The sequence below is a fragment of the Hymenobacter frigidus genome, from assembly GCF_014640435.1.
Taxonomy (GTDB): Bacteria; Bacteroidota; Bacteroidia; order Cytophagales; family Hymenobacteraceae; genus Hymenobacter; species Hymenobacter frigidus.
Genome location: NZ_BMGY01000006.1, coordinates 44662 through 69580 on the forward strand (window position 1 = coordinate 44662; position 24919 = coordinate 69580).

At 62.9% G+C, this 24919-nt stretch carries 25 protein-coding genes; 9 read left to right on the forward strand and 16 right to left on the reverse strand.

Going from position 1 to position 24919, the window contains the following annotated elements:
• Nucleotides 1–75: 75 nt before the first annotated feature.
• From IEW17_RS04575 to IEW17_RS04605, 7 genes are all read right to left on the reverse strand, one after another.
• Nucleotides 76–1128 carry a hypothetical protein gene (locus IEW17_RS04575; RefSeq protein ID WP_229748812.1) on the reverse strand — a complete coding sequence of 351 codons (1053 nt, stop codon included), beginning with the start codon at nucleotides 1126–1128 and terminating at the stop codon, nucleotides 76–78.
• 1 nt (nucleotide 1129) lies between these two features.
• Entirely contained in the window at nucleotides 1130–2758 is a 1629-nt protein-coding gene (locus IEW17_RS04580) for an NAD(P)-binding protein (RefSeq protein ID WP_229748813.1), read from the reverse strand.
• A gap of 244 nt (nucleotides 2759–3002) precedes the next feature.
• The gene (locus IEW17_RS04585) at nucleotides 3003–4580 is read right to left on the reverse strand and encodes a polyamine aminopropyltransferase (protein WP_188560848.1); all 1578 of its coding nucleotides are present in this window, start codon (nucleotides 4578–4580) and stop codon (nucleotides 3003–3005) included.
• Nucleotides 4573–4788, reverse strand: a complete 216-nt coding sequence (locus IEW17_RS04590) for a DUF350 domain-containing protein (RefSeq protein WP_188560849.1) — start codon at nucleotides 4786–4788, stop codon at nucleotides 4573–4575. Before IEW17_RS04590 ends, IEW17_RS04585 begins: the two co-directional genes overlap by 8 nt.
• A gap of 52 nt (nucleotides 4789–4840) precedes the next feature.
• Nucleotides 4841–5038, reverse strand: a complete 198-nt coding sequence (locus IEW17_RS04595; RefSeq protein WP_188560850.1) for a hypothetical protein — start codon at nucleotides 5036–5038, stop codon at nucleotides 4841–4843.
• Between the two features lie 11 nt (nucleotides 5039–5049).
• Nucleotides 5050–6372 carry a DUF4178 domain-containing protein gene (locus tag IEW17_RS04600; protein WP_188560851.1) on the reverse strand — a complete coding sequence of 441 codons (1323 nt, stop codon included), beginning with the start codon at nucleotides 6370–6372 and terminating at the stop codon, nucleotides 5050–5052.
• On the reverse strand, nucleotides 6369–6737 hold the full coding sequence (locus tag IEW17_RS04605; RefSeq protein ID WP_188560852.1) for an S-adenosylmethionine decarboxylase family protein: 369 nt from the start codon (nucleotides 6735–6737) through the stop codon (nucleotides 6369–6371). Before IEW17_RS04605 ends, IEW17_RS04600 begins: the two co-directional genes overlap by 4 nt.
• Nucleotides 6738–6867: 130 nt before the next feature.
• On the opposite strand from IEW17_RS04605, the gene IEW17_RS04610 reads away from it, so the two are divergent.
• Nucleotides 6868–7764: a DUF6929 family protein gene (locus IEW17_RS04610; RefSeq protein ID WP_188560853.1), complete on the forward strand. Its 897-nt coding sequence runs from the start codon at nucleotides 6868–6870 to the stop codon at nucleotides 7762–7764.
• Between the two features lie 181 nt (nucleotides 7765–7945).
• Here IEW17_RS04610 and IEW17_RS04615 read toward each other — a convergent pair whose 3' ends face one another.
• The 5 genes from IEW17_RS04615 to IEW17_RS04630 all read right to left on the reverse strand — a co-directional run bounded on the left by IEW17_RS04615 (nucleotide 7946) and on the right by IEW17_RS04630 (nucleotide 11550).
• Nucleotides 7946–8854 carry a cation diffusion facilitator family transporter gene (locus IEW17_RS04615; RefSeq protein WP_229748814.1) on the reverse strand — a complete coding sequence of 303 codons (909 nt, stop codon included), beginning with the start codon at nucleotides 8852–8854 and terminating at the stop codon, nucleotides 7946–7948.
• 369 nt (nucleotides 8855–9223) lie between these two features.
• Nucleotides 9224–9367 (reverse strand): hypothetical protein, encoded by a 144-nt coding sequence (locus IEW17_RS04620; RefSeq protein WP_188560854.1) that lies wholly within the window; start codon nucleotides 9365–9367, stop codon nucleotides 9224–9226.
• 38 nt (nucleotides 9368–9405) lie between these two features.
• Nucleotides 9406–9588, reverse strand: coding sequence for a hypothetical protein (locus tag IEW17_RS20820; RefSeq protein WP_229748815.1), 183 nt, complete (start codon nucleotides 9586–9588; stop codon nucleotides 9406–9408).
• 438 nt (nucleotides 9589–10026) lie between these two features.
• Nucleotides 10027–10839 (reverse strand): ferritin-like domain-containing protein, encoded by an 813-nt coding sequence (locus IEW17_RS04625; RefSeq protein WP_188560855.1) that lies wholly within the window; start codon nucleotides 10837–10839, stop codon nucleotides 10027–10029.
• A gap of 15 nt (nucleotides 10840–10854) precedes the next feature.
• Nucleotides 10855–11550 (reverse strand): ferritin-like domain-containing protein, encoded by a 696-nt coding sequence (locus tag IEW17_RS04630; RefSeq protein WP_188560856.1) that lies wholly within the window; start codon nucleotides 11548–11550, stop codon nucleotides 10855–10857.
• 653 nt (nucleotides 11551–12203) lie between these two features.
• Between IEW17_RS04630 and IEW17_RS04635 the strand changes: the two genes are divergently transcribed.
• The 4 genes from IEW17_RS04635 (at nucleotide 12204) to IEW17_RS04650 (ending at nucleotide 17947) form a co-directional block, all read left to right on the forward strand.
• Nucleotides 12204–12623, forward strand: a complete 420-nt coding sequence (locus tag IEW17_RS04635) for a cation:proton antiporter domain-containing protein (RefSeq protein WP_188560857.1) — start codon at nucleotides 12204–12206, stop codon at nucleotides 12621–12623.
• Between the two features lie 172 nt (nucleotides 12624–12795).
• On the forward strand, nucleotides 12796–16017 hold the full coding sequence (locus IEW17_RS04640) for a PAS domain-containing sensor histidine kinase (protein WP_188560858.1): 3222 nt from the start codon (nucleotides 12796–12798) through the stop codon (nucleotides 16015–16017).
• A gap of 300 nt (nucleotides 16018–16317) precedes the next feature.
• Nucleotides 16318–17325, forward strand: coding sequence for a PAS domain-containing protein (locus IEW17_RS04645; protein WP_229748816.1), 1008 nt, complete (start codon nucleotides 16318–16320; stop codon nucleotides 17323–17325).
• A gap of 28 nt (nucleotides 17326–17353) precedes the next feature.
• Nucleotides 17354–17947, forward strand: coding sequence for a sensor histidine kinase (locus tag IEW17_RS04650; protein WP_373286153.1), 594 nt, complete (start codon nucleotides 17354–17356; stop codon nucleotides 17945–17947).
• 108 nt (nucleotides 17948–18055) lie between these two features.
• Here the strand turns inward: IEW17_RS04650 and IEW17_RS04655 are convergent, their stop codons facing one another.
• Together IEW17_RS04655 and IEW17_RS04660 are read right to left on the reverse strand one after the other, a co-directional pair.
• Nucleotides 18056–18769 carry a head GIN domain-containing protein gene (locus IEW17_RS04655; RefSeq protein WP_188560861.1) on the reverse strand — a complete coding sequence of 238 codons (714 nt, stop codon included), beginning with the start codon at nucleotides 18767–18769 and terminating at the stop codon, nucleotides 18056–18058.
• A 71-nt stretch (nucleotides 18770–18840) separates the two neighbouring features.
• Complete coding sequence (locus tag IEW17_RS04660) at nucleotides 18841–19218, reverse strand: hypothetical protein (protein ID WP_188560862.1); 378 nt, start codon at nucleotides 19216–19218, stop codon at nucleotides 18841–18843.
• Between the two features lie 661 nt (nucleotides 19219–19879).
• Here IEW17_RS04660 and IEW17_RS04665 point away from each other — a divergent pair.
• From IEW17_RS04665 to IEW17_RS04675, 3 genes are all read left to right on the forward strand, one after another.
• Nucleotides 19880–20488: a hypothetical protein gene (locus IEW17_RS04665; RefSeq protein ID WP_188560863.1), complete on the forward strand. Its 609-nt coding sequence runs from the start codon at nucleotides 19880–19882 to the stop codon at nucleotides 20486–20488.
• A 72-nt stretch (nucleotides 20489–20560) separates the two neighbouring features.
• Nucleotides 20561–21460 (forward strand): hypothetical protein, encoded by a 900-nt coding sequence (locus IEW17_RS04670; RefSeq protein WP_188560864.1) that lies wholly within the window; start codon nucleotides 20561–20563, stop codon nucleotides 21458–21460.
• Nucleotides 21461–21607: 147 nt separating this feature from the next.
• Nucleotides 21608–21967, forward strand: a complete 360-nt coding sequence (locus tag IEW17_RS04675; RefSeq protein WP_188560865.1) for a hypothetical protein — start codon at nucleotides 21608–21610, stop codon at nucleotides 21965–21967.
• Nucleotides 21968–22357: 390 nt separating this feature from the next.
• Here the strand turns inward: IEW17_RS04675 and IEW17_RS04680 are convergent, their stop codons facing one another.
• Nucleotides 22358–23695 carry a sensor histidine kinase gene (locus tag IEW17_RS04680; protein WP_188560866.1) on the reverse strand — a complete coding sequence of 446 codons (1338 nt, stop codon included), beginning with the start codon at nucleotides 23693–23695 and terminating at the stop codon, nucleotides 22358–22360.
• A 44-nt stretch (nucleotides 23696–23739) separates the two neighbouring features.
• On the opposite strand from IEW17_RS04680, the gene IEW17_RS04685 reads away from it, so the two are divergent.
• On the forward strand, nucleotides 23740–24024 hold the full coding sequence (locus IEW17_RS04685; RefSeq protein WP_188560867.1) for a hypothetical protein: 285 nt from the start codon (nucleotides 23740–23742) through the stop codon (nucleotides 24022–24024).
• Nucleotides 24025–24037: 13 nt separating this feature from the next.
• Here IEW17_RS04685 and IEW17_RS04690 read toward each other — a convergent pair whose 3' ends face one another.
• Nucleotides 24038–24712: a response regulator transcription factor gene (locus IEW17_RS04690; RefSeq protein WP_188560868.1), complete on the reverse strand. Its 675-nt coding sequence runs from the start codon at nucleotides 24710–24712 to the stop codon at nucleotides 24038–24040.
• Nucleotides 24713–24919 lie beyond the last annotated feature (207 nt).

The following is a 24919-nucleotide window of genomic DNA, read 5'->3' on the forward strand; positions in this document are numbered from 1 at the left end:
AGCGAGCAGCTCGCGTCCAAACTCGTCTGGTTCCGTATGCTCGCTCTGCTCGCGCTCGGACTCGCAGAGTCCAGGCTACTTCTGCCGTCGCCAGATAAAGCCGTCCAGCACGTAGTGCGTGGACTGTGGCAGGGCCAGCAGCGGCACCAGCCACATGAGCAGCGCCGGGTTAGCCACGGCTGGCAGGTGCTGAAACCAGGTGAACACGCGGCCGTGCTCGCGCCACACCAGCCCGTCCCAAAGGCCTTCTTCCAGAAAAGCAAATAGTACCACCGCGCCCAGAAAGACGGCCAGCCCGTAGCGCCCGGCCCAGGCTCCGCGACGCGGTGGCGCGGGTGTCTGCGAACGGACCGCGCCTCCATGCCAGACCAGCGCCAGGTACGGAATGCCGTGCGACACCACGTTGAGCAGCGTGAAGGCCAAGTCGCCGTTGAACCACACAATGCCTGCGTACCACGATACCAGCGTGCCGCCCAGCAGCAGGTTGCGCGGCAGGTTAAGTTGGCGGGTGCGGTACCAGAACCAGGCTTCGCGGCTGATGTAGGCGGCAATCAGGCCGACGTAGAGCACCGTGGCGGCCGTGCGGGCGGCGGGCCAGTCGGTTTGCACGAATTCACCGTCGATAAACCAGTTGAAATTGCGGCCCGGCGATAGGTGCCAGTACAGCAGCGGGTAGATAGTGGCGTAGTAGATGAGGGCCGTGCCTAGCCAGCGGCCGGGAGCCGGCGCCTCCTGCCGCCCATAAATCCGCAGGAAGCCATACTGCTGCCGAATGAAGTGAAAAACCGCCAGATACGTCAGCACCCGCCAAAACACCAACCCGCCCAAGCTGTGCAAGGCCACACCCGCCAAGTAGCACGCTACCGGCACCACCCATAGCAGCGTGCGCCGCTGCCGCCGTTTCAGCGGGTCGAAATACGTTTGGAATAACGTGCCGTAGACGTGGGCCACGTCGATGAGCACTACCAGCGCCACCCAGGCCAGCAGCGGCATCTGGGCCGTGCTGCGGTAGGGGGCGGGCAGCACCAGCACCACCAGCAGCGCCAGAAACGGCGGGGCCAGAATGAGCAGGCCATCGTAGCGGGCTGAGCGAATCCAGGGTTGGGGCAGGGACTTGACGGGCAGCATCTCAGATGACAGCTAGCATTTCTTTCGCCGCCCGAATCCCTTGGTAAAACCCTTCTTCAAAAATAGAGATGCCGCTGAAGTCGGTGTGCGCAAAGAAAATTCGGTTACGCACGGGGCGCATGGCGGCCTGCCGGGCCGCCCCCCACAGCAGGCCGGGCGTGGGGGCTACCATGCCGTGGCCCCACACCCAGAGGTCGGCCTGCTGCAGGTAGGGCGTCACGCCGGGGTGGTAGGTTTCGAGCTCGGCTACCACGCGGGGCAGCCATTCGGCATAGGGCGTTTGGTAGGCACGACGGCGGGCCAGGGCGGGGGCCTCGTCGGTGAGCGGCCAGTAGAGGCTGATTACTTTAGGGCCGCTATCATCCTGCTTAAGCGACTGCTGGGTGGCGTTGATGTAGCCCAGCGAGGGACTGTCGTAGCGCACGTTGTCCCAGCTTAGGGGGCGGCCGGGGCCCTGGGGCAGGCCCGCCACGGTGAGGTTGGCAACGAGCCAGGGGGCGTGGTGCAGGCTATCGGGTGGGGGTAACTGGTGGCCGGGCACGGCGGTCAGCAACCGGTGCGCTACGTGCTGAGGCGTGGCCAGCAGCACTTGCCGGGCCCGCACGCGGGTGCTTTGGCGGGTGGCCACGTTGTAGGTCAGGGCCTCGATGCCGGTGGCGGTTTCGCGCAAAGCGTAGGCCAGCGTGTGGGGCTGAATGGGCGCGTCGGCCTGGCCAATGAGGCTTTTGACGAGGAAATTATTGCCCTCGGGCCAGGTGAGTACATCGCCGGAGCCGGCGTTGTGGGCACGGCCCTTACGGCTGGCGAAGTAGTGCAGCCCGGCCCAGGCCGATACCTGGGCGGCGGTCGCGCCGTAGTCGTCGCGGCAGGCGTAGTTGAGGTACCAGCGCAGGGCGGGCGTGGTGAACTGCTCGCGGTCGAGGTAGGCGGCGAAGGTCAATTGGTCGAGCTGGCGGTAGGCTTCATCGGTCGAAGCGTGGGCGAGGGGAATGCAGAAGGCGTCGCGCCCATCGCGGCCCCGCGCCGTTTTCAGCGTCTCAATCAGCTTGAAAAACCGGGCGAACTGGGCTTGGTCGGCAGCGCTCAGGCCCAGGCTGGGTACCAGTCCTTCCTGCCAGTGGCCCTGGATGTTGAGCCGTTCCTCGGGGTCGTGGCAGAGGTGGTAGTCGTTGTAGATGGGCAGCCCGCCGGGCGCGTAGCCGGTGAGCGTGCCGGCTTCCTGCAAAAACGCCAGCAGCTCCACGTTGCGCACGTCGGGTACGGGGAGGTAGTGCGCGCCCCAGGGGTAGGCCGATGCGGCATTGTGGCCGGCGCTGGAATTGCCGCCCGCCTCGCCAGCCAGCTCCACGAGCAGGGTATTGGATTGGCCGTGGCGGTGCAGCCAGCGCCGGGCCGCCAACCCCGCCACGCCGCCGCCGATAATCAGCACATCGGTATCGAGGGTGTGGGTAGGGGTGGGAATGCGGCTGGGGTCGCGCAGCAAGTGGCCGGTCGCAGCATCGGGGCCCAGCAGCTGGCCTTTGATGTGGGCCAGCGGGTTGGTCGGTGCGCAGCCGGGCAGGGCCGGGAGCAGCAACGCACTGGTGAGCGCCGCGCCGCTTTGGGCCAGGAAGGAGCGACGGGTGGGCAAGGGAATTAAAAATTAAGAATTAAGAATTAAAAAAGCGGGTTGGCGCGGCTGGCGTCCGCGCAGCCGAACCATCTCGCGTGGGGTAGTAACCAATGAATTAGTGGTCAGTGATTAAAAAAGAACGTCATGCCGAGCGCAGCCGAGGCATCTCGCTCGCCTCGTCCTCACGATTGATTTACTGCTGCACGCGAGATGCCTCGGCTGCGCTCGGCATGACGCTGCAATGTTGGCTGTCAACTGCCCATCAATGCACGTACGGCCCCCAATCTTCCTCGAAATACCGCACCAAGGCTTGGTTATTCAATTGGTTAACCTCGGTGGGAATCTCGCTCATATCGGGTGGGAAGCGGAGCATGTCGTGAATGGTGGCGGGGGTGATGTAGCGCAATCCCGCTGGCAAGGGTCCGGCATCGCCGCGCCAGTGGGTGTCGGGGCCAGCCAGCACGTAGCCCCACTCGCCGAAGGAAGGCACGTATAAATGGTAAGGAATGGTGTGCAGGCCCACCGCCGCCAGCGTATGCGCCACGCACCAAAACGACTGCCGGGCCAGATAGGGCGAGGTGCTTTGCACCACCATGCGCCCGCCGGGAACCAGCCGCTTGGCCAGCGCCGTGTAGAACGCGGCCGAATACAACTTGCCAATGGAGTAGTTGCCAGGGTCGGGAAAATCGACGATGATGGCGTCGTAGCGCGTGGTGTCCTGGCGTACCCACTGGTAGGCGTCGGCGTTGAGGACCTGCACTTTGGGGTTGTTCAAGGAGCCTTTGTTCAGGGCTAGTAGTAACTCGTTGTGCTGGAACAGCTCGGTCATACCGGGGTCGAGGTCGACCAGGCGAATGCTTTGCAATTGCTTGTATTTCAGCAGCTCGCGCACGGCCAAGCCGTCGCCGCCGCCCAGTACCAGCACGCGGCGGGCCTGGGGCAGCGCCTGCAATAGCGGGTGCACCAGGGCCTCGTGGTAGCGGTACTCGTCGGCGGAGCTGAACTGCAGGTTGCCGTTGAGAAAGAGGCGCAGCTCGCGCGGGTTGCGGGTGAGCACAATGCGCTGGTAAGGCGTCGATTTCGAGTAGATAACCTGGCCCTGAAACGCCAGGGTTTCGGTGTAGGCCAGCAGCTTATTGGCGAACACAAACAGCACTCCCAGCCCCAGCAGCGCCGCCGCAATGCCCGCGCCGAAGCGCCGCCGGTAAGGCCGCGTTTCGGGAAAGCGGACCAGCACCACGGCGGCCACGGCCAGGTTCAAGGCCCCGAAAACCAGGGAAGTGCGAATGAGCCCCAGCTGCGGCACCAGCACCAGCGGGAAAATCAGCGAAGCCAGCAGCGCCCCGATGTAGTCGAAGGTGAATACCCGCGCCACCAGGTCCTTAAACGGGTAGCGGTGCTCCAGAATGCGCATCAGCAGCGGGATTTCGAGCCCCACCAAAATGCCCGTGAGGCCCACCAGCGTGTAGAGCAACAGCCGGAACGAGGCCACGTACTCGAAGCTCAGAAACAACAGCGGAGCCATGCAGCCGCCCACGATGCCTACCAGAATTTCGAGCCGGATAAACCAGCGCAGCAGCGGCCCGTCCAGAAACTTGGACAGCCACGAGCCGATGCCCATCGCGAAGAGGTAGGCCCCGATGATGGTCGAGAACTGCGTCACCGAATCGCCCAGTAGGTAGGAGGCCAGGGTGCCGGCAATCAGCTCGTAAATCAGCCCGCAGGTGGCGATGACGGCCACCGCCGCCAGCAGCAGGCCGGGCAGCCGGGCATCGGGCGCGGGCGGGCCGGGCGCGGCGGTGAGCGACGGTGCCGGTCCGGCTTCCAGCAACTCAGCCATGAATGGCGGCGCTGATAATGAGGGCCATCGAGAGCATGAACGCCGCGCCGAGAATAGCCAGGGCGTTGTTGTGGTCTTCGATAATTTCCTTGCGTAAGGTGCCGGGCGTCAGCTTATTAAACAGGTAAAAGCTGACCACCAGAATGACGATGCCGAGCAGCGAGTACACGATGGAAGCCGCGAAGGCTTTGGGGTTGAGGTATTCCATGAGCGGAAAGAAAAGAGGCCGCGCGCGGGCCGAATGAGCAAAAGCGAAAGGGTTACTTGTGGTAAAAACGGGCATGGCCGCCGCCCCGGTGCCCCGGCGACGAAGCGTTCAGGGTTTCGGTGCTTTCGTTGTCGTCGCCGAGCAGGCGGCGGCTAGTAGTGGCCCCCCAGGCAAACCAGCCCAGCGGCAAAAGCAGCAGCAGCGCGTAGAGGCGCACCGGGCGCAGGAAATTCCAGAGTTGTTCGAGCATAGCGTGAAGAGTTATGCGTTGATGGGGCCGTAGTCGCTCTCATTCCAACGCTGGGTTTCGTGGCTGGCGCGCCGGATGTATTGGTATAAGGGATAGAGCAGCAGCAGGCAAAACACAACGAAAAAGTTTGACCACAGCGCCGGGTCGGCCACCACCCGCACGACAATGGCGGGGGCGGCAGGTCCGGCCTCGGTGAAGGGGTAGAAGTTGAGGTGGTAGCGGCCGGCGGGTACTTGGGCGAGCACCGCATCAGCGTCGCGGCTGCCTTCGCTCCAGTTTTCGCCGCTCTCCACTCCGCTGTAGAATTCAATGTTTTTAGTGAATTCGAAGCCTTGGCCGGTTTGCTCGTTCACGAGGCTCACCGGCAGCTCCAGCCACTGGTTGCTGAGGGTGGCGGTCAGGTCAATTTCCAGCGCGGCCTGGTGGCCGAGGGTGAAGGAGGGCGACACCAGAACCCGGCCCGTGCCGGGGGCGGCGGCCGTGTCGGCCACCACCTGCAGGTTTTCCGATAGCAGCGTCGTGGGCGGATGCCGATTGATGAGCAGTACCTGCGCCAGCAGCAGCAAGCCCAGGGCCAGCCCAGTAAGCAAGGTCAGGGCCGGAATGGTGGCGCGCACGGCGTCGGGCTGCACTGCGCCCACGCCGTCTTGCGCGGGCATATCGCCCGGTTTAACGTTGAAGGCAGCGGCCACCGCACGCGGTTCAATATGCTCGGCTCGGTACCAGGTTTCTCGGTCCTTATTGCGCTCCTGAATGAGCATGGTCGGCGGGCTGATGTACTCAGCGAAGCGGAGTTGGTCGTCGCCTTCGATGTTCCAGTCGAACTCGCCCACGGCCCACACCACCCGCGACTGGTAGCGGTTGTAGATTTTATAAGTTTCTCCAGAAACCTCGACACGCGCGTGCCTGGTGCTGGGCGATTTTACTTTAAAAGTCTGCTTGGCGGGCCGGATAACCGTCCAGTGGCCCTTGAACACCGCCAGTTGGGCGTAGTCGTCAGTGACAGGCTGGTAAATCTGATATTCGAGCCAGCGGTACTGCAGCTTGCCGTTGCGGGCCAGTTCGGCGCGCTCCACCAGGCCCACCACCCGGCAGGGCTGACCGGCCAACGTGCCCGTGGTACCAATCGGCAGCAGGCCAAGCTCGGGGGGCGGTACGCTTTTGTAGTTGCCCAGCACCTTGGGCTTGCTTTCACCCGAGTACTTGAAATAGGCGTGGCAGCTCGCACAGGCGTAGTATTCGCTGCCTTCCACATCGTAATAGGTGATGAGCGTGCCGCATTCGGGGCAAGCCAGCTGGGCCGATTCGGGCCGGGGAGTAGCGGTGTCACTCATCGGCGCACTTCGGTTTTGGCTTGCTCGGTGCCACCGAAAAACGCCAGCGTAGCCGCGTAAATGCCGCGTACGGTAGCCGCGTTATCCCGTCGGAAATTCGATAGAAACACGTCGAATGTGGCCAGCCCGTGCTCAGGCCAGGTATGAATGCTCAGGTGCGACTCGGTGAGGGCCAGTACGGCCGTGAAGCCGCCCGCGCCACTGGTATCGGCTGGGAAGGAGTGGTAGGCTTCGCCCACTTTTTCCAGCCCGAAGGCGACTACCTGGGTATCGAAAAAGGCGCGGCAGGCTTCGGCGTCGCACAGGGAGAGGGGCGGAGCCGTGAACGTGGCCAGAATGTGCAGGCCGGGGGAGTAAGGAGGCATGGGAAAGGAGCGCAGGACGAGCGCGGCGGCAAGATAGTTGGCAGAGCGGGTTGTTATTTGTCCGGAGCTTTGGCGATGAATCGCCGGCCCCGGCCGGGGCATTACAAAAAACCGCCCTACCCATTCTTCTATGATGGCTACTATCCATTCCGAAATCATCCTGCCTGGCCTGTCGTCCGCCTCCGGAATCGAAATTATTGGCGACACTGCTTACGTCATCGGCGACGACTCGCCCTACCTCTACCAGCTCGACGCGACCACGCTGGCGTCCACCGGTCGGGTGCCGTTGTTCGATGCCACTGGCTTTGCCACCGGCCGCATTCCCAAGCCCGAAAAACCCGACCTGGAGTGCCTGGTCGCCCTTACCTGGCCCGATGGCCGGCCCGGCTTGCTGCTGCTCGGCTCGGGCAGCCTGCCCACTCGCGCCCGCGGCTGGTTCGTGCCCACCGAGAGCCCCCAGGTGCCCGAGGCCGTGGACCTCACGGCGCTCTACGATGCCTTGCGAGCCCAGCTGCCCAGCTGCGTCGTCCTCAATCTGGAGGCTGCGGCCACCACTGCTACCGAGCTGCTGCTGTTTCAGCGCACGGTGGGGCGAGCCGATGCGGCGCTACTCTTTGTGCTGCCGCTGGCGGCGGTGCTGGACTTTTTGCAAGGAAATGCGCCGGTGCCAGCTGCGCACCAATTAGTTTTTGAACTTCCGCTGATTGACGGCTGTCCGGCGGGATTTTCCGGGGCCACGTTTGTCGATAATTGCCTGTTCGTGTCGGCATCGGTGGAAAACACCGCCGATGCCGTGCTCGACGGCGAGGTGCTCGGCTCGTTCGTGGGGGTGCTGGACGTGCCGGCCGGCACCGCCAATTTTGCCCGCCTGGCCTGGGCCGATGGCCGCGCTTACCTGGGCAAGGTGGAGGGCTTGGCCGTGCGGCAACACTTGGCGCCCGGGCGCTTCGAGCTGGTGCTGGTGACGGATGACGACGCGGGCGGCAGCACCGCCGCAGTGGCCGAAATCAGCCTGAGTCAGGCTTAGAAGCTCCTGTTTGGGTTAGCTAAAATCATTCTGAAACGGTCATGCTCATCTGGCGTCCGCTTGTCGAAGCATCTCTACCGTTTCGCTTGAGCCGGTGCAACGAAGCGGGAGAGATACTTCGATTCCGCGGACGCCAGATGAGCATGACGTTCTGATTGCATAACTAATTTAGAACAAGCACTTAGTCATGGGGCTCCACGTGCACCAGCACGTTGTACACGGCCGGCCGGGCCCGCTTTATGGCGGCTTTCACGGCCCCTGCAATGGCGTGGCCTTCGCGCACGCTGATGGTGCCGTCTACCACGATGTGCAGGTCAGCGAAGAACTCAAAGCCCATCTTGCGCACGAAGCACTTCTCCGTGGCCACCACGCCGGGCACGGCTTCGGCCAGGGCGCGGATGTCTGCCACCCAAGTACCGCCCGGGGCTTCGTCCATGATTTCGCCGAAAGCCGGCCGGAAGATGTGCCAGGCGTTGTAGAGGATGAAGCCGCAGGCCACCAGCGCGGCCCAATCGTCGGCGCTCTCGTAGCCAGGCCCACCGATGAGGGCGATGCTGATGCCCACAAACGCGGTGGCCGAGGTGATGGCGTCGGCGCGGTGGTGCCAGGCGTCGGCCTTCACGGCGCTGCTGTCCACCTCGTTGCCCACGCGCAGCACCCGGCGGTAGAGTGTTTCCTTGAGGGCAATGATGACGGCCAGCACCGCCAGCGTAAACTTAGCCGGCAACGAGTGCGGGGTTTGGATGCGCACCAGGCTCTCGTAGGCAATGTAGGCCGCGGCCGCCATCAGGGCGCCCGCCACCAGCAGGGCCGCCAGGGGCTCGGCCTTGCCGTGGCCGTAGGGGTGATTGTCGTCGGGCTCGCGGGCGGCGGTGCGCAGCCCCAGCCACACGATGCCGGAACTCACGATGTCGGTGGCCGACTCAATGGCGTCGGCAATCAGGGCGTAGGAGTTGCCCAGCACACCGGCGGTGCCCTTGCCCAGCACCAGGGCCACGTTGGCCCCGATGCCCAGCAGCGTGGAGGCTTGCCCGCGCGCGGCCCGCTCGGCGTTGGTGATGGGGGCGGCGGAAGGGGAATTGGGATTCACGGTGGGGGCGGTTAGATTAATAAAACAGGCTTGCCCATCAACGGGTCGGCAGCCAAGTGGTGGATTCGGCGCCCGTCGGTGCAACGTAATTAGGTAGTTAAGTGTCTGCACAAAATTAAACGAGGTATTAGGGCGTCATGCTGAGCTTGTCGAAGCATCTCTACCGCTTCGTTGAACGACCCTGACGAAGCGGTAGAGATGTTTCGACAAGCTCAACATGACGTTCTGATTGCACAGTTAATTTAGAACAAGCACTTAGCGGCGTAAAACACCGCAATTTTGGTAGTTAGCTTTTGGATGGTGTCGGCTTCGGCCGTTTGGGGCGTGGCGTACACCCGCAAAATTACGAAGTCCAGGCCGTTGGTGGCCTCAAAATTGGGCAGGTACGTGGGCCTCCAGGTAGTCGCGCACCAGTGCGTCGGGCAGGTTATACTGCGTGGCCGCGGCCTGTAGCTCGCCCACTTTCGGGTTGGCGATGTCGAGCCAGGTAAAAGGGCCGGCTTGCCGGGCCAAGAGTTATTCGGTCACGGGAGCGGGGTGGCCGAAGGTCGTTAACGCGGAATTTCCAGCTTTCTGAACCGAGTGGCGATGATGCGCCCCGGCACACGCCCCGCCGAGCCCTGGCCCACGGTGGCGTCCATCTGCACCAGGGGGCTCACAAAGTAGCGCAAGCCCGTGTAGCAGCAAAATAGAAACACGTCCCGCGCCGGCTCCCAAGTCTTCGAAAGCTTCACCGACACCGGTGCCGCTGGGGCCTCTCCAGTAGCGCCGAACCGCTCGCACGGCCCGGACTTTTTATTATTCCACCATCCCCGGCACCCGCCGGCTCAAGCGCTACCTACCCATCAACAGCGCCGACGGCCCAGCGCGTGTCAGCCCCGCCAGCACTCAAAGCGCCGCCTGCGCTTGGGTTTTCATAGTGGGTACCGGAATGCCTTAGTACGAATAATTCTGATGCTAAAATAACTCATCGCAAGTCCGCGTGAACGCCGTATTTCCTTCGCACAAAAATGGCCAATCGCGAGCTAGCTGCCGGTGATTGGCCATTCCAGTGTGGATTTTCATTCGCTCATTTCCCGTCGGTGACGCGGTACCGGGAGAGGCATCCGCTTCCGGGGGGGCACCCATGCAAACCTGTCAGACGGTGCTACTTCTCGGGCCACCCCGCCGGGTTACGCCAAGAAGGGTTTGATAATCGCCAGCACTTCGTCTTTGTGCAGGGGCTCATCAAAGCTGGAGGTGGCGGCATCGCCCACATTGTAGCCCCCAATGCCCTCAATGTTGATGAGCACCTGGCGGTGGTCAGACTCGCGCTGGTAGATGCGCTCCGTTGGCGTGCCTTTCGTGTTGTCGTCGCCCACAATCCAAGGCTTCACCTTGGCGTAGCCGTTCACCATGCGGATAAACCGGATATGGGCCGCGTGGCGGGCTTCGACGGAATGCACCTGCAGGGCGTAGGTGAGTATCGCGTTCGAGGACTTCAACGCGCTGGCCTGGCCTTTGTAAGCGCCCACGCCGGTATCTTCGAATGCTTGGGCCACCTGCAGGAATTGCTTGTAGTCGCTGAACACGTTCGGGAAGGTGCCCTTGCCGGTGAAATCGTACTTGCCTTCGGCTACGGGCGTGCCGCCGGCCGAGGTAATGGCCTGCTGCAAAAACTTCACGTGTTTCATCTCGTGGTCGCGGATGACGTTGATTTTATCCTTGGCCGGCAATAGGCCGGGCGTGCCCACGGCGGTTTGGTAAAACCGGCTTTCCAAATGTTCCAGGGTCAGGGCAAAATTAAGTACCTCCAACACGTCGGTGGGCAGCTTCTGGCCGTAGGCTTTGTTAAACAAGCCCCCGAGGGCCACGGGCACGGCGGCGGCAGCCAGGCGCGAGCCCACGCGAGCAAAGCGGTTGATGACACCACGGCGGGCATCCACCCGGTCGTACACCTCGGGGTCCACGCGGGCAATTTCGTCGAATAGATTGGTCAGGTTCATGGCGTTTGGAGGCTACTAGTGGGTGGGGAGTTCGTCAACCTTTACTTTGGTCACGAAGTATTTATCGGCCAAGGCCATTACTTGCGGCGGCGTACGTACCACGTCCAGGCCGTTGGCATCCACCACGTCGCTGTCGGCGAAGCTGCCGAAGGCGAGCAGGTTGCGGATGGTGGCCGCGTGGCGGGCTTCGACCGACACAATCTTGCCGGCGTGGTTGAGAAACGGCGAAAGGGCCAGCAGCTGGCCCGCTCCGTTGTAGGCCGACACCCCGAGGTCTTCAAACGTGCGGGCCGTGGTGAGCACGCTGCGGCGGTCCGTGAAATTGATGGAGGAAAAATCGAACTCCAGCTTGGGTACCTTTTTCAAGACCAGCACCTGACGAAACCATTCGCGGTGGGCGATTTCGTCGTTGCGGATGTCGGTGAGCAGGTCTTTTTCCATTTCCGTGGCCCCAGTGTAAAACCCAGCCACCACCTTTTCATAGTAGGCCCCTTCCAGCTGCTCCAGGGCATAGGCATAGTTCAGGATGGCCAAATCATGCTTACCCACCTCCACGCTGTCCGTCTCCTCGTCTTTGTTGATGCGGCAACCGGCCGCAGCCAGCGCCACCCCCGCGAAGCCGAGCCCGGTAAACTTGAGGAAGGAGCGGCGCAGCAGGGCGGCGGGCGGCGGGGCAAGGGCCAGCGGGGTGTGCGGGGAGAGAAAGCTCATGGTATTTTCGGTTAAAAATGAAAAAACAGGCGCGGGCCGCGGCAATCGCCTGGTCTGCGCGGAGGCTACACAACTCCAACGAATGAGTTCGCTTAACGGGGGGACTACTTTAAAGTTGGAAATCATTGAACAGTAGGAGATAACCTCCGACTTTGTAGCCAATCGACTTGACTGCTCGTAGTGAGGTGCTTATACCCCCGCCAAAGCATCGTCAGAAGGTATTCTTACACTTTCCTTGAGGCAGCTGAAAGGGATTAGCACAAGCAAAAGATTACGCCACTATTTTTTTATCTATTTGTCACATAACACATTGTTTTACAATACATTAATTTGCAAACCCAATCACGAGCACGCCTGACTTGGAGATTTAACCTTAGTTGTTAAACAACGCCCAATTTTCTAACCAGGGCCGGCGGCGCTGTTGCTCCAAGCCACCAAGTATCACGAGCCGCGCCCGCGTCATGGCTTGAATAGCCCGTAATTCGAAGCTGCCAGGCGCATTGCCACACCTGCTGCTCAAGCACTAACCAAGGCCGCCAGCTAATCAACTGGTTGAAAGCTGACATAAAAGGCGGCCTGTTACGGGCCACCTTTTTGTTCCTGGTTCACCGCTTGGTTTTTTCGGCACGGCCACGCCCGCGTTTTTAAGCCAATTGTACCGCAAGCGCTGGACGATTAAGGTGTGTTTTCAGAACTTAAAAGGGCGTGGCTTTGCCCTGCGCAGCACCCCCTTGCAGGGCCGCGACAAGCTCAAAAAGCTGGTGGGCCTGGTGGTCATTGTGCTGGTGCTCGTGGCCCGTTGGGTGTCGGTGGGCCTGCCGCTGGTGCTGCTCCAGCGCCGCTACCCCTTCGACCGCCAAACCCTGCGGGCGCTGACCTGGGGCGGGCTGCGGGGCGGCATTTCGGTGGCCCTGGCCTTGTTCTTGCCCGAGTCCATGCCCCGCGACCTGATTGTGGGCGTCACCTACGTGGTGGTGATTTTCAGCATCATCGTGCAGGGCCTGAGCATCGGGCCGCTGGTCAGGAGGCTGGGCCTGAGCACCGGCGAGGCTCCCGTCGACGCTGGACACTGAGCGCTGAGGGCATGAACCGACTAGCCTGTTTAGCCCTTTGCCAGGTCTACTTCGAGTTGGGGGCTACGGCTGAAACGAGCGGACCAGCTGGCCCGCTCGTTTCATTTCACGGCTGCCGTAGTCCTGTGCGCCTGACTTTCGTATTGACAACTCCGCCTCCAACGCTGTCTTGATGCCCACAACCTTGTCCCCGGTTGACTTACTGCCCGTCTTCAATGCCCAACCTGGCGCCACGCTATTGTTGTCGCCGGAGTGGGTGATAGTGGGCGCCAGCGACGACTACCTGGCCGCGACCCTGACCCAGCGAGCCGCCATCGTCGGGCAGTTCATTTTCGACGCCTTTCCCGACAACCCCGACAACCCCGAGGCCAACGCCGTGGCCAACGTGCGCGCCTCGCTCGCCCAGGTAATGGCCACCGGCCGGCCGCACGAAATGGCCCCGCAGCATTACGACGTGCCCGACCCGGCGCAGCCCGGCGGGTTTGTGGAGCGCCACTGGCAGCCGCGCCACACGCCCGTGCTCGACGCGGCCGGGCAGGTGCAGTTCATTATTCATTCCGTCCAGGACATCACCGCCAACCGCTTGGCCGAGCGGCAGCTGCGCGAAAGCCAGGCCGCCGAACAAGCCGCCCGCGCCGACGCCGAGCAGCAGCGCACCGAGTTGCGGCGCATCTTCCAGGAGGCGCCCGTGGCCATGGGCCTGCTGCGCGGCCCCGACTTCGTGGTGGAATGGGCCAACCCCCGCATGGGCCAGATTTGGGGGCGGCCCGTGGCGCAGGTGCAGGGCCGGCCGCATTTCGAAGCCCTGCCCGACCTGGCCGGCCAGGGCTTCGAGCAGGTGTTTGCCGACGTGTTGACCACGGGCCGGACGCGCACTTTCCAAGAACGGCTGGTGCGCATCGGGCAGGACCCGCAGTCCTACCACGGCTATTTCAACATCACGTACCAGCCCGTGTACGACGGACCGGAGCGCATCACCGGCATCCTGGCGTATGCCGTGGAGGTGACGGAGCAGGTGCGCGTCCGCCAGCAGGTGGAGCAGCTCAACCAGGAGCTGGAAACCCGCGTGCAGGAGCGCACCCGGGCCGCGCTGGCCCTGCAAGCCGACCTGCTGGTCGCCGCCCAGCACCAAGCCGACCAGCGGGCCCTGCTCTACCAGATATTCGAGCAAACCCCGGCCGTAGTTGCCCTGCTGCGTGGCCCCGGCCACCGGTTTGAGTACGTGAACCCCGCCTACCAGGCCATCTTCCCCGGCTGCCAGCTGGTGGGCCTGAACGTGGTGGAGGCCGTGCCGGAGTTGGCCGCGCAGGGCTTCGTGGCCCTGCTGGACCGCGCCTACCAAACCGGCGAAACCTACTACGGCCAGGAGCTGCCCTTCACGCCGCCGCCCGCCCCGGGGGAAGTGCCGCGCACCGGCAACTACAACTTCACCTACCAGGCCTACCGGGAAAGCGGCGCGGTGGCCGGCGTCTCCGTTTTCGCCTACGACGTCACCGAGCAGGTGCTGGCCCGCCAGGAGCGCGAGGCGCAGCAGCGGCAATTGCACAACTTGTTCATGCAGGCCCCGGCGCCCATCTGCATCCTCGACGGCCCGGAGCTGGTGTACCAGCTGGTGAACCCCGCCTACCAGCGCGTTTTTCCCGGCCGTGCGCTGCTGGGCAAGCCCCTGCTCGTGGCCCTGCCCGAACTAATCGGCCTGCCGTTGCTCGACGAACTCCAGCGCGTGTACGACACGGGCGAAACCTTCGTGGCCCACGAGCTGCCCCTGCAGTTGGCCCGGGACGAGAACGGCCCGCTGGAGGAAGTCGTCGCGACCTTTACGTACCAGGCCCGCCGCAACGCCGCGGGCGCCGTGGACGGCGTGCTCGTGTTTGCCTACGAAGTGACCGAGCAAGTCCGCGCCCGGCACGCGGTGGAAGCCAGCGAGCAGCAGGTCCGCGCCCTGGTTGAAAGCGCCTCCTTTGCCATCGGCGTGTACGTGGGCCCCGACCTGCGCATTCAGGTCGCCAATGAGGCCCTGCTGACGGCCTGGGGCAAAGGGCCGAACGTTCTGGGCCAGCGCGTTGCCGACGTGCTGCCCGAGCTGGTCGGGCAGGCCATTTTCCAGCACTTGCAGCAGGTGCTGACCACCGGCGAGGCCCTGCACTTGCGCAACGAACGGGTGGAGCTGCTCATCGACGGTCGCTTGCAATCGTACTGTTACAACTACAGCTTTACCCCGCTGCGCGACGCGCAAGGGCAGGTGTACGGCGTGCTGAACACGGCCGCCGACGTCACCGACCTGGCCCAGGCCCGCCAGCGCCTCGAAGCCTACGCCGCCGAGCTGCAGGAAAGCGAGGCGCGCTTCCGCACCATGGCCGACGCCGCCCCCAACCTGGTGTGGGCCGCGAACCCCGATTCGTCCGTGCGCTACCTCAACCGGGCCTTTCTCGACTTTGTGGGGCTGCGCACCGAGGAAGAATACATCGCCACGGGCTGGCGTACCTACGTCCACCCGAACGAGCTCGCCTTGACCCAACATACCTTGTCGGAGGCCATCGCGCAGCGCATTCCTTTCGTGCTGGAGCTCCGCATGCTACGCCACGACGGGCAGTTCCGGTGGATGCTGGCCCAGGGGGCGCCGAGCTACCTGGCGGGCGGCGAGTTGTACGGCTACGTGGGCTCAGCCATCGACATCACCGAGCTCAAGCAAGCCAACGAGCAGCTCACCCGCACCAATCAGGACCTGGACAACTTCGTGTACGCGGCCTCCCACGACCTCAAGCAGCCCGTCAATAACCTCGCCGGGCTCTTGTTGGAGTTGCAGCGCAGCGTCGTATTTGCGGAACCGTCCGAGGAGCAGCTGCTCGTGCCCATGGTGCGCGAGGCGCTGCAGCAGCTGAGCAACACCATCGATGATTTGGCCACCCTGGGCCAGGCTCAGCAAACCAGCCTGGCGCCCACGGAGCGGGTGTCGCTCGACGACCTGACCGAAGAGGTAATCAATGCCCTGGAGCCGCAGGTGCGGGCGGCTCGGGCCCGCATCACCACGGATTTTACGTCCTGGCCGGTCCTGGCCTTTGCCCGGGCCAACCTGCGCACCATCCTGCTCAACCTGCTGGGCAACTCGCTCAAGTACGCCGACCCCGCGCGCCCGGCCCGCATCCATGTTTCGGTGTGGGCGGAGCAGGGCTGCCCGGTGCTGGTGGTGGAAGACAACGGGCTGGGCTTCGACGCCGACAAGCACGGCGCGGAGCTGTTTCAGCTCTTCCGGCGTCTGCACACCCACACCCCCGGCACCGGCGTGGGCCTGTACCTGGTTCACCGCATTGTGGAGGCCACCGGCGGCACTATCGCAGTGGACAGCCAGCCGGGCGAAGGAGCGACGTTCCGCATCCGCTTTGGCCGTTGTTGAAAGGATAGTCCAGAAGTCGCCTTTTGGGCGTGCCGTTGCTTTGGCGAACTGGCCGTTAAGTGCCCACGCATAAGTAACCGGATAAAGAAGAACGTCATTCCGAGCTTGCCGAGGAATCTCGCTCGCGCCAGTGGGCGGCGCGGATGACTCCGGCAAGATTCCTCGGCAAGCTCGGAATGACGTTCTTTTTGATTGACTACGGTTACTTATGCGCGACTGTTTAATGAATTATTGCCCACCGTTGCTGCGCCCCGAACCGGGAGTGTTTTTCTTTCTTTGCTGAACTCCCCCCGTCTGCTCATGGCCCCTGGTACTCCCGATTCTCCTCCCGCCGCACGCTTCCTGCCCGAGGGCTTGCTGCTCGACCTGCTAGGGGTTTCGCTCACCGGCGTCAACGTGCTGCACCCGGTCTACGGTCCCACCGGCGAGATTGAAGACTTTGCCATCGACTACCTCAACCCCGCCGGCCAGCGCATGAGCGGCCTGGCCGAGCGCCCCGGCGGCACGCTGCTCACCTGCTTTCCGCACGCCACCGTGGCCGGCATCCTGGGCTACTACCGGCGCGTGTACCTGGCCGGGGCCACCACCGTTCACGAAGTCAACTACCAGGCCGACGGGCTCGACAACTATTTCTGCCTCGCTGCCCGGCGCAGCGGCGACCTCTTGGTGGTCAGCTTCACCGACACCAGCGACCAGGACCGCAGCGCCGTCGAACAAGCCCTGCGCCAGAGCCAGGCCCGCGTGCAAGCCGCCCGCGCCGCCGCCGAGCACCAGCGCAACGAGCTGCGGGACCTGCTGGCGCAGGCCCCCGTGGCGGTGGCGGTCTACCAGGGCCCGCAGCACCGCGTGGCCGTGGCCAATGCCGCCACGCTAGCCATCTGGGACCGCGCGTGGGCCGACGTGCGGGACCGGCCCGTGTTCGAGGTGCTGCCCGAAGCGGCGGACCCCGCCCTGGTGGCCGTATTCGACCAGGTATTTACCACCGGCACCCCCTACCACGCCCACGAGCTGGCCACGACCATCACCCGCCGCGGACAACCCGAGACGGTGTACTGGAACTTCGTGTTTCAGCCCGACCGCCAGTCTGAAGGCCGCATCCGCGGCATTGTGTCCGTCGGCACCGACGTGAGCGAGCAAGTGCGGGCCCGCCACTTGGTCGAAGAAGGCCACCGGCAGGAGCAGGCGTTCAACCGGGAGCTGACGGTTGCCAACGAGGGGCTCACGCGCACCAACGTGGACCTGGACAACTTCATTTACACGGCCTCGCACGGCCTCGCACGACCTCATCGTCCCCATCGCCAACATTGAAGGCCTGCTGCACGCCCTGGCCCGGGAATTGCCCCCGGCGGCCCTGGTGGGCGACGTGGCCGAAATGCTGCACCTCATGGAACGGGCCACCGAGCGCTTCCGGCGCACCATCGAGCAGCTCACCGACGTGAGCCGGCTGCAACAGGCGCACGCCCAGACCGACACGCAGGCACTGCTGGCCGCCGTGGTGGAGGAAGTGCGGCTCGACCTGCTGCCGCTCGTGCAGCAAACCCAGGCCCAGCTCACCGTCGATGTGCCGGCCACCACCTCCTTGCCGCTTTCCGAAAAGAACTTGCGGAGCGTGGTCTACAACCTGCTCAGCAACGCCCTCAAATACCGCCACCCCGACCGGGCACCCGCGGTGCGGCTCACTTACTTCCGGCAGGACCAACACCATGTGCTGCGTGTGCAGGACAACGGCCTCGGCTTTGACGTCGCCGAGGTCAAGGGCAAACTCTTTGGCATGTTCCAGCGCTTGCACACCCACGTCGAAGGGTCGGGCATCGGCCTCTACATGGTCAAAAAGATAGTCGAAAACAGCGGCGGGCGCATCGACGTGCAGAGCCAACCCGGCGAAGGCACCACCTTCACCGTCTATTTCCCCGTACATCCGACGGCTTAATTTCTTTCTCCAGCTTCTCTGACCAGAACGAGCGGACCAACTGGCCCGCTCGTTCTGGTTAATCCTATGCATACCGCTCCATCACTCGGAGCACAGTGGTAGCCCGTTCTAGTTGCTGTCAATCACCCGGCCCGAGCCTGGCGTAGTGGCCGTGATAACCGGCCGGCCCTTGTAGCGCACGTTGCCGCTGCCCGGCACCGTAGCCCGCAGCGTCGACGTGGCCCACACTTCCGCATTACCCGACCCCGATACCGTCGCATCCGTGTTGGCGCTGCTCAGGCCAAAGCCCCGGTAAAAGCCCGAGCCCGTCACGCTCACGGTCTGGTTGGCCGTGGTGCCCACCAACTCTACCGGCCCCGAGCCCTTCACCTCCACGTTCACGGCCGTGGCCACCAGCCCCAGGCTGATGCTGCCCGACCCGGTATTCACAATGGAGACATCGGAGAAAGTAAACGGACTCGTCCCCCGCACCGCGCCCGGCCCGGTCAGAATCAGCCGCCGCAGCCGGGGCATGGTCACCTCAACCGTCATCCGGTCCTGGTCGGGCACGTTGCCGTCAAACTCCATTTTCCATGTACCGTTATCCACATCAGTCCGCAGCTGCCGTACCACGTCCGCGTTGCCGCCACGCAGCTCCACCTTTTGCGTGGGCCCTTCGGTCAGCACCACCGCAGAGCCCGCTTTCACCTCCAGGCCCTCAAAATTGGCCAGGCGGATTTCCTGGCTCATCGGGCCAGCTTTGTCTTTGCTGCAACCGCCGAGCAGCACCAGCACCGAGAACAACAGGCCCGCCAGTCGCAGGGGAAAAATAGGCTTTTTCATAATCAAAGAAAGAGTAAAAGAGAAACGCGGGAAGGATTTTTCAGCCCATCTCGCCCCCAACGTAGCGCGGCTTAATCCCGCTTGTAGTCCTTGTCGCCGCGGTGTTCTTCATCGTTGCGGCGGCGCTCCTTCTCGGCCCGGCGCAGCTCCCGGTCGGCCTCGTAGCGAATCCGCTCCCGCTCGTCAGTCCCGGCGTAGGGCCGGTCCTCAACGTCCACGTTGGCGCCTTTTTCCACCGCTTTAGCGTGGTCCTCCAGCGCATTCGCGCGCGTTTCGGCGTCGGCGCGCACCTGCTTGGCCACGGCTCGGGTCCGCTTGGCATCGGCTTCGGCCTGCGCTTCGTTGGCTTCTTCGATGGCGTTGTCGGCTTCGCGCCGCTTTTGGTCTTCTTGGCTGCAGCTGCCCAGCAGCAAAGCCGCCGACAGGAGGCTAAGGACGGAGTATTTCATCAATTATCAGGGAATTCACGCCCAGCAGACGTGGTGAGATAGTAGCGCATATACGGCCGGCGCCCTGCACATGTTAACCCCCGGCCCAGTCAGAAACGCCCGACCGCTCAGCGAGCAGTCGGGCGTTTCTGGTTTTGGGGCTAGGGGTTAGCGCCGCGGAAACAGAATGTCGCCCGGGGCAGAATCACCCGGCTATCAGCAGCTCAGCGCCCCCGTGCTCGGCGCCGCGCCCAAAGCCAAGGCCAGGCCCCGTACCACAGCGTAGCCCGACCATAGCGTTTCCAGCATCTGGCGCTAGTTCTTTGCCCTATACAAACCAACACGAGCGGACCAACTGGCCCGCTCGTTTCATTTTCACGCCACCCCTCAACGTGCGGCCAGTCCTTAAGTGGTGATGCATGAATAACCTCAGTCAACTGAAAAGAACGTCATTCCGAGCTTGCCGAAGAATCTCGCCTGGTTCATCCGCGCCGCCGGCTGGCGCGAGCGAGATGCCTCGGCAAGCTCGGAATGACGGGCTGCTTTATTCGGTTACTTCTGCACGACTACTTAACCCCGGCTATTCGCGCCGCGTCCGCCTCATTTCCTTCGCTTATCATGTTGGTATCATCTTCGCCCTCTACTCTTGTAACATCATTCACCCATAACGCTTTTACTTCCCATGAAAAACCTCCTGCTCGCGGCGTCGGCTGCGCTCTTCTCCTTTGCTGCTGTTGCCCAAACCGGCCCTGCCACCGTTGCCGGCCAGACGCCCGCCGATGGCCGCGCCTACGGCCAAGCCGTGTCAACTGCTGCCCAGGCCAAAAACGACAAGTATGTGAAAGCCCCCAAGCCCGCAAAGCTTGCCAAATACGACAAGCAGGCCAAGCCCCTCACCGACGCTGAAAAAGACGCTTACAAGGCGCAGCAGGACGCCCGCAAGGACGCCTACAAAGCCCAAACCGAGCAGCAGAAGGACGCTTACAAAGACCGGAAGGACGCCCGCAAGGACGCTTATAAAGACCAGGAGGACGCCCGCAAGGACGCTTACAAAGACCGCAAGGACGCCCGCAAGGACGCTGGCAAAGACCAGGAGGACGCTCGTAAGGACGCTTACAAAGACCGCAAGGACGCCCGCAAGGACGCCGACAAATCCGCGAAAATGGTCGACGCCCGCGCCGATAAAATGGAAAAGCACGAGCGCAGCGCCCGTGGCGAGCATGCCCACGGCGGCGACCGCATGGGCCACGCCAAACCCGCCAAAGAGCACAAAGAGCACAAAGTGAAATAAGCGGCTCCTGTCGTCCATCTTTGCCAGCCGCTGCCTCCCCGGCAGCGGCTGGTTTGTTTTTCGTTATTTCTCATGTCCTATTTTGTTGCCAAACTGGCACTAGCCAGCGCCTTTTTCCTCGCCGGCCCCGCCGCGTGGGCCCAGTCCAAACCCCACGCTCAGGCCAGCGGTACCCACCCCGCTACCGCGCCCCCGGTTCAGAAAGCCGACGACGCCACCGGCTCGCTGAGCGCGGCCCTCGGCTACGGCAACAACTCGGCTTTTTTCGGCCGCACCCAAGCCACCAACTACCCCTACCTCACCCAGGAACTCACCTATACCAGCAAGTTCAACGTGTGGGCTTCGGTCTACAACTACGACCTGTTCAACACCGCCACCCACTTCGACGAAACCGACTTGTCCATCGGTTACGACCAGGACCTGAGTAAAAAAGTGGACCTCTCGTTGAGCTACTCGCACTTCCTGTACGCCCCCAACAGCCCCCTGGTCAAGTCGGCCGTCAACAACTCCCTTGACGCCGCCCTCGGTTACGATTGGGGCGTGCTTTACACCCGCCTCAACGGCTCCTACCTCTTCGGCCCCAACGCCCACGACACCTTTGCCGTGCTCGACAACTCCCGCGTCTTCGACATCGACGGCGTGTTCACCCCCGACGACTACTTCACCATCACCCCCAAGTTCAGCCTCATCGCCGGCACCCAGGACTTCGCGCAAGTCAGCGACGCCCAGCAAATCCAGCGCGGCAACAAGAAGCCCAAAACCAAAACCGGCACTCCCACCCCCACGACCACCAGCACCGACGCCTCCCGCTTCACCCTGCTCAGCTACGGCCTGCGCCTGCCCGTGTCCTACACCCTCGGCAAGGTCTCGGCCGAAGTGGCTTACCGCTACCTGCAGCCCGTCAACGTGCTGCCCGAAAACGACTCCGCCGGCCGCTCCTTCTTCACGGCCACCCTCACCGTGACGCTGTAACCCCGAATAGAACAGGGCCCACTCATTCTGACGGGCTTTTTTAGTAATGGTTACGCGGCATTTTGGGCCACGGCCCACTTTCACCTTACGTTATTTGCATTACCTCCCGCGTCCAGCGGGGACACCCTTACCCCATTTTCCAACCCCATGAAAGTCTCAACCCCTTTTGCATCCCTGCTCTTCGCCGGAATGCTCATTTTCTCCGCTAGTAGCTGCACCAAGAAGTGCAAAGACGAAGACCCCCGCGCCCGCATCACCAACAACGGGACCCAGACCGCCAGCGTGCAGGTAAAAACCTCCGGCGGCAACACCCTCAACATCAACAACGTGGCCGCCGGTGCCTCGTCTGAATACGCCAATTACGCGGCCGGTACCACCACGTTCACGCTCAAGGTCAACAACGTCGATTACGTCAAAACGACCGACGTGAGCAAGTGCCACGAGTACACCATCGCCATCGACCGCAACAACGTCATCACCGTCACCCACACCGACCGCAACAACTAAGTGCCCACGCATAAGTAACCGGATAAAGAAGAACGTCATTCCGAGCTTGCCGAGGAATCTCGCTCGCGCCAGTGGGCGGCGCGGATGACTCCGGCGAGATTCCTCGGCAAGCTCGGAATGACGTTCTTTTTGGTTGACTACGGTTACTTATGCGCGACTGCTTAACCCCGTGGCCTCGCTGTCCGCACCAAATTCCATTGGCGTATGGCAATAATCAAAACGAGCGGACCATCGGGTCCGCTCGTTTTGGTTTACCCCAACACCTCAACGTGCAGCCGGTCCGTGAATTCTGGCCAGTTGCCGCCCTACTGCACCCGCGCATCGGCCGCCTTCATCGGCCGCGCAATAAACTCTGCATGAGCCCCGACCACGCCCCCGCCCGCCCGGGGATTAGCCCCGGTCCACCGGCCCCGCCGGAAACGTCAGCAAAAAGGAAGTGCCCAGCCCCTCAATGGAATTAACCTCGATGTCGATGTGGTGCACATCGGCAATGGTGCGGGCAATGCTCAGGCCCAGGCCGTAGCTGTCCGGGTCCGAGGTAGTGCCCTTGTCGAAACGGTGAAACAGCTGCGGCAGCTGCGCCTTGGGGATGCCCTGACCCGTGTCGCGCACTTCGAGCACGTAGCCGCTACCGGGGGACGCCGGCCGGCCCAGCACGTAAATTTTCCCGCCCTCCCGATTGTACTTGATGGCGTTGCTCACCAAGTTATACACCAGCGTAAACAGCAGCCCCCGGTTGCAGTTGGCCACCGTAAAGTCGGGCTCCAGCACGTAGGTCAGCGCCAGGTGCAGCACCTCCAGCCGGTCCTGTACTTCCTCGCTCACTTCGGCCACCAGTTCTTCCAGCGACACGGTTTCGGTGCGGGTAAACTGGTCGTTTTCAATCTTGGAAATCATGAGCAACGACTTGATAATGGTGCGCAAGCGGTGCACGGTGCGCTGCGAGTCCACCACCCGCAGCTGGTTTTCTTCCGACAGGCTTTCGTCGGCCAGCATGTTGTCGAAGCGGTACTGCAGGGCCGCCAGCGGCGTGAGTAGCTCGTGCGAGGCGTCGGCGATGAACTTGCGCTCCTTCGTGAACGAGGCCTGGATGGTGGCCATCATCTCGCGCAGGCTCTCGTCGAGGTAGCGGAAGTCGTCGGTGCTGGTCGGCACGGGCTCCAAGTCAAAGGCCGGCGGGTAGTGGCTGTGGCGCAGCCGCTGCCGGATGATGGTATAAAACGGAGCCAGCAGGTAGCGGAAAAAGGCCAGGTCGGCCAGCGTGGTCAGGGCCACGGCCACCAGCAGGATGTAAAAAGCGTAGCGCCGGAAGTTGCGTTCCGTCTCGCCGATGCTGCCCGTGCTGCGCCCAATTTCGAGCAGGTAGTTCTGGCCGCTCTGCGCAAACGAGTAGCTCAGCACCCGGTACTGCACTACCTCGTCCTCCACGGCCCGCTTCGAGTCCTCTATCACGTCAATCTTGGGCCCCGGCACGATGGTTTCGAGCGAGATAAACTCCTCCTTAAGCAGGTTGTAGCTGCCGTACGACGACTGCCCGCCCTCGATGAACGCCGAGATACCGGTGCGCCGAATCAGCCGCAGCACCTTTTCTTTTTTCTGCGCCAGCCGCTGGTCAGTGCTCAGCAGCGCCAGCCGGCTCATCACCAGCGGCAGCACCCCCACCAGCAGCAGCAGAATGGCCACCCGTGAGAGGGCGTTGAAAAGGGAAAATTTGGTGCTGAGCTTCAAAAGCAGGGTGGCTAAGGGCCTATTAGGCAAATAATTTACACGTCATGCTCATCTGGCGTCCGCGTAGTCGAAGCATCTCTACCGCGCAACTAAGCAGTCGTGCAGAAGTAACCGTAGTTTGCCAAAAAGAACGTCATTCCGAGCTTGCCGAGGAATCTCGCTCACGCCAGCAGGCGGCGCGGATGAACCGGGCGAGATTCCTCGGCAAGCTCGGAATGACGTTCTTTTTTATTCGATTACTTGTGCGCGACTACTTAATCAGATTTAGTATTGAGGTAGAGATGCTTCGACTGCGCGGACGCCAGATGAGCATGACGTCCTTTTCGTGATTCTGGTCCCCACTCACAGCCGCACCCGGTAGCCCAGCCCGCGCACCGTTTCCAGCCAGTCGGTTTCGGCGTGCGCCCCAAGCTTCTTGCGCAGGTTTTTGATGTGCGCGTCGATAAAGTTGGAGTCAAACCCCGAGTCGGCCAGGTGGCCCCACACGTGCTCGGTCAGCTGTAGGCGCGTGAGCACGCGGTTGCGGTTCAGCACCAGGTAGCTTAGGATGTCAAATTCCTTCACCGACAAGCTCACCTCCTGCTCCGTGTGCAGCAGCTGGCGGGCCTGCAGGTCCAGTATGAAGGCCCCGCAGGTCACCAGCGGCTTCACCAGTCCAAAGCGCCGGCGCGTGATGGCGTGCATGCGGGCCAGCAGCTCGGGCAGCGAAAACGGCTTGGCCAGATAGTCGTCGGCGCCCAGCTCCAGCCCCCCGATGCGGTCCTCCACGGCGCCACGGGCCGTGAGGATGACGACGGCCGCGGTCAGCTCGTTTTCCTTGGCTTCGGCCAGCACCTGCAGGCCGCTGCCGTCGGGCAGGCCCAGGTCCAGCAGCACAAAGTCAAAAGGCGTGTCGGCCAGTTGTGCACGCGCTTCCCGGGCCGTGCGCGCCACCGTGCAGGCAAAGCCGTGGTTATGCAGAAACAAGCTCAGCTCGCGGGCCAGGGTCCGCTCGTCTTCTACTATCAGAACATTCATGGGCGGCGCCGCAGTCGGCGTTAAAGGTTCAGCAACAAGCTACTCGTGAAGTAAGGCCGGGCCCCCGACACGTCATTGGGCAGCAGGTTCATCGGCACCGCGCAGGGATAACGCGTGGTTTTAGGTGCGCCCAAAAAACGAGGAGCTGCTGCCGTAGCTCAAGCCCCCGTGAAGCCCCCGTGCCGAGCGGCTGACTGCTGCACACAT